The organism is Streptomyces bambusae, from assembly GCF_019400985.1.
In the GTDB taxonomy this organism is placed as follows: Bacteria; Actinomycetota; Actinomycetes; order Streptomycetales; family Streptomycetaceae; genus Streptomyces; species Streptomyces bambusae_A.
In genome coordinates this window covers 1-523 of sequence record NZ_WTFF01000754.1, presented here as the reverse complement: position 1 = coordinate 523, position 523 = coordinate 1, and the positions used below count along the sequence as shown (strand labels likewise).

Sequence of the window (523 nt, the reverse complement as noted above, 5' to 3'; positions counted from 1 at the left end):
CCCATCACCTGGTGGTGGACGGTGTGTCGTGGCGTGTGCTGCTGCCGGATCTGGCCCAGGCCTACGAGGGCGTGGAGCTGGAGCCGGTGGGGACCTCGTTCCGCCGCTGGGCCGAGCAGCTGACCGCTCTCGACCGCTCCGCCGAACTTCCGCTCTGGCAGGCGCAGCTGACCGGAGCCGAGCCCCAGCTCGGTGCCCGCGCCCTGGACCCGGCCACCGACACCGCCGAGACCGTCCGGCACCTGTCCCTCACCCTCCCGTCGGAGGTGACGGCGGGGCTGCTGACCGAGGTCGCGGCGAAGTACCGGGCCACGGTCAACGACGTGCTGCTGACCGGTTTCGCGCTGGCGGTCTCCGCCTGGCGCGGGGGTTCCTCCACGGAGGTCCTGGTGGATATGGAGGGGCACGGCCGTGAGGCCGTGGTCGACGGCGCGGACGTCTCGCGCACGGTGGGCTGGTTCACCAGCATGTTCCCCGTCCGCCTGGACGCGGGCACCGGCACCGATCTCGGCCGGTCGTTGAA

General features: G+C 72.5%; 1 protein-coding gene. It reads left to right on the top strand.

Translation table 11 applies throughout. The annotated features are described in order from the left end of the window. Positions 1 to 23: 23 nt before the first annotated feature. The coding region (locus tag GPJ59_RS36890; RefSeq protein WP_308120719.1) for a condensation domain-containing protein at positions 24 to 523 on the top strand (500 nt) is incomplete at its 3' end.